2 protein-coding genes are annotated in these 3843 nt (G+C 56.9%); one reads left to right on the top strand and one right to left on the bottom strand.

Annotated features, from left to right (window positions below; all coding sequences use genetic code 11):
* Positions 1–814 precede the first annotated feature (814 nt).
* The gene (locus LAP85_29670) at positions 815–2242 is read right to left on the bottom strand and encodes a hypothetical protein (GenBank protein ID MBZ5500579.1); all 1428 of its coding nucleotides are present in this window, start codon (positions 2240–2242) and stop codon (positions 815–817) included.
* Between the two features lie 530 nt (positions 2243–2772).
* Here LAP85_29670 and LAP85_29675 point away from each other — a divergent pair.
* Positions 2773–3582, top strand: coding sequence for a hypothetical protein (locus LAP85_29675; protein ID MBZ5500580.1), 810 nt, complete (start codon positions 2773–2775; stop codon positions 3580–3582).
* Positions 3583–3843 lie beyond the last annotated feature (261 nt).

Consider the following 3843-nt stretch of genomic DNA (forward strand, 5'->3'; position numbering starts at 1 on the left):
CTATGGTATGCACTATCGTTACAGATAAGTATTCGATATCGCTAACGATTCGAGGCTCAAAACGGCCCGGCTGCCCGATTTCAGGGCAATGCGGCTGGACGCGTTAGTCATTTCCAGTACCGTGGAAATCGAGGCTAGACGGCGCAATCCGGGAGGCCCGAAGAATCTGGGTTGAAAGAACTCGCCTGGGCCGCCAGGAAAGAGTTCTATTCATGGTGTACGGGAACATCCCGCTCCGCTCCCTCATTTCGCGCCGGCGTCGATTTCAGGCACACTTTGGCCCGGGCAAGCCGGTTGTCTTGCAAGCACGGAGACGAAGGTCGCCTCAGGCACTTGGGTCCGGCCACTGGCCGGCGTCGTTCGGCAATACTGAAGCTGCGTCCAAATTCGGCATGCCCTTCTGCCGTTATGGGTTATAATCGCCGCCACGACGAGATTTCGGGGGACTTTGCCCCGGAAGTTAACATTGCTCCTTATCAGAACCCAAGGGAGGGCGCTCACGGCGTACGATGGCGGTCGGATCCACAAGCCTCGCCGCGGATGGGGCAGCTTATCCCACCTATCCATTGTTTTCGCAACTCAATACCTTGCCCACCAGTGCCTCTGTCTACGCTTCGCGCCCACCTCACGATGGGTCTGCGCAAGACTCGAGGTCAGGATGGTTTGCTACTCCTTTCCTGTAAGACTCTTTCATTCTCCACTTCATGCCGGTTTATCCCGGCGCTCTGGGTGTCCAGGTTTTTTTGTAACGTTCTGCACGAAGAGGGTGGACACCCACCAAGAAGGAGAAAAACGGGTGCGTGTCCACAAGTTGCTAAGTCTCAAGGCGCATTTTGCGCATCAAGTTCTTGAACCGGGGATCATCGCGGATGGGGTCAAAGAAACCGTAACTCTTGATCGGCATCATTAACTGATCGCACTCATCGACCGCTCGGTTGAGCCACTCGAACGCGGTGTTTATTTCCCTGAGCCCAAGATGGATCAAAGCGATGCTGAATGGCGGAACGTACCTTTCTCCTGCCATCTCGTGAAGGTGCTTTAGGATGTTACGTGCCTCGGCTGTCTGACCAGTCTCCGCCAAGGTCACGCCGAGCCATCCCAGCGTCAGAGCGGTGCCACCGGAACATTCGACCGCCATTCGTTCGGCAGCAACTGCTTCCGTAAACATCTTGCGATAACGGTAGCTGGCCGCAATGGCGAAATGTCCTCCCCAAAAGTTTGGATACAGATCGATTAGCTTGCTTGCCTGTTCTGCGGCACGTTCGTACTGACGCAGAAACACTCGTACGTTGGCAAGCCAGGTACCCGCGAATACCGACAGGGGATCGAGTTCGAGGGTGCCCTCGAGTTCCGTCGCAGCTTCCTCTAGACGACCGTGCGGCATTAGCTCACTCACCGCATACCGCATCCTGACGAGCGGTGAGTAGGGGTCCAGTTGTAAGGCAATGGCATTCTCGCGATGGACTTCAGCCCAGTTGTACTCGACCGTTTTGTGAAACTGGGCCAGCAAAGCATGTGTTTCGGCGCGGCTGGCGTCAATTTCAATCGCACGCAGCGCGTGAGTTATGCCGGCGGAGAATGCGTTACGCGGCGACACCCAACCGAAGTAACCTGAACGCCAGTGAAGCTCGGCCAAGGCATCATGGCCCAGCGCGAACTCTGGATCACGTGAAATCGCTCTTTCCAGGTGCTGTTTCGCTATCGCCACGCTCTCAGGCGTCCCTTTATCCAAATAGTAGCGGCCTTGAATGTAATCGGGGTCCAAGCAGTAGCGGCCTTGGATATAGTCGTTGTAAGCTGCGAGATCCCCCGTCGGCTTCCTGGGGCCGCCGCCGACGGCGATCGCCCCGGTACGCATTAGATCGGCAATCGCGGGGATGTGCGTCGCGATGGCTTGCGCTATGCGGCGCTGCATATGGAAGATGCCGGGCAGGGCCGCGTCGAATTTCCCGGCAAACAGGTGTGTCTGATCGCTGACCTGGATAAGCTGGACATTGACTGCAATTTGATCTTGGACGTTCCGAAGAGTACCTTCCACGACATAGTCCACGTTCAACTCGCGGCCAATGTGGGCCACATCCTTGTGGCTGCCCTTGTAATGCATGGCCGTAGTTCGGGCGATGACCGCGAGGTGCTCTTGAACGATGCTCGCAATCGCCGTGATAACCTCATCCGTCATTGCGTCGCTGAGGTACTCCTGTGCGGGATCGCCGCTCAGGTTTACGAAAGGAAGCACCACCAATCTGACCTTATGAATCAGCCCTCCTTTGGCGGGCGAGGGCAGGAGCCTTTTTTTCACGATTGTTTCGACAGTCGGACTGTTCCGCCAAGCCTCGAGTTCAGACCGGATCGCAAAGACCCTGGGCCGCAGCCCGCCCGGGAGACGACGCACGGGCATATTTCTGCACCGTTCCCAACGCTGAACCGTCCGGACATCCCTGTGCAAGCATTCGGCAATTTCTTTCCAGGATTCGAGGCGGTCCGAAGTGGCCTTCGAGTTGGAAACAAATTTGAGAGTTCCAGGCGCTCGTTTCATTGCGGTCGATAGTCAAAATTGCATCCAGCCTATCACAATCCCCGACAAAAAGCGGCACTATACGACAAACCAGGCCGTGTCGCATCACACCGCTTTTCCCGAGTGTCCGCGTTCGCGACAATGAGTTTCACGTAACGGGCTCCCGTCGCTCCGAATCCTGCCTTATGGATCCAGCGCTCAGCTGCGTCACCACTGGGAGCCGACGGGATTTTCCACAGAACGAAAGGATGACAAATATGAACAAGCTCATTCGCATCAAAGTCGCGACGCTCTTTGTACTGGCCATTGGATACCTGAGCGTCGAGAAGGTCGCTCTCCCCTCGCAGTCAGCCCAGGACACCCACGCAGATATGGTGTGCACAGAAATGGTGGCGCACTTTCCGGTTGACTTCACCATCGCGCGCAGTTTGGTGCCGCCGGAATACGAGCTCGTGTCAAGTGTGCCAGGCACGGCCAATCTGCTTTTCGTCGCGCAGGACTGCGACAGCGTCGTAATCGATGGCCGACCGCTGGACAAAGTTCGCAACGTACATGCTTGGATCCAGGTCACGGGCGCGTACGAGGTTGATCCTGTGCCCGGCACGGTCACTACGCTTCCGACAATGTACTGGTATTCTCTGTTCTCGCACACTACCGACCCGATCTTCCTGGCCAAGTTGAAGGCTGCCGGGCAGAAGGCCAGCCTGATTAAGGGCTTCGAGATGTCCGGTGACCCTGTGCGGTCGGGCGTGGTAACCCAGAACAACAACTCGACCTACAGCTGGGTCGAGAACATTACCAAATTGAAGCAGGTCGTCCCGCTCGGTGTTAACCACAGGGTCTCTGTCAGGATCGCCGATTTGATGAGCAACAGCGACAACCTCGGAGTGATCAAAGTGAGGTGCACGCTCATGAACGATGGGAGGGGGATCGCAATCCTGCAGGCCGGCCCGGGTTCCGCACTCGAGGTGTTTGGTCCTGTTCTCCAGGGGAACACCCAGGATTGGTCGCCCATGTACTGCGGTGTGGAAGCCAGCCGCGACCTCTTCCCAGCATCGAGGCGCTGAAAGAGAACGAATCGCGGTGGTAACCGGAGGCAGATAATAGGAGGCTTTGCGGAGAGGGGTGTGTGCGGATTCAGGTCCTTCAGAAGCCCGTTCTTGCCTAAAGGCCTTGGGGGGATTATGAATGAATGATAGGGAAGTGTTTTGGAGCGGGTCGGTGGGGATGGTCCACCTGGCCTGGAAGCATCTCGAAAATATCCCCGATTTCGGATGGGAAGCAGCTGCCGCGTCCTTGAAAGGGGGCCCCAGGAGGGGAGACGGGGA

It is taken from the genome of Terriglobia bacterium (assembly GCA_020072565.1).
Classification (GTDB): domain Bacteria; phylum Acidobacteriota; class UBA6911; order UBA6911; family UBA6911; genus JAFNAG01.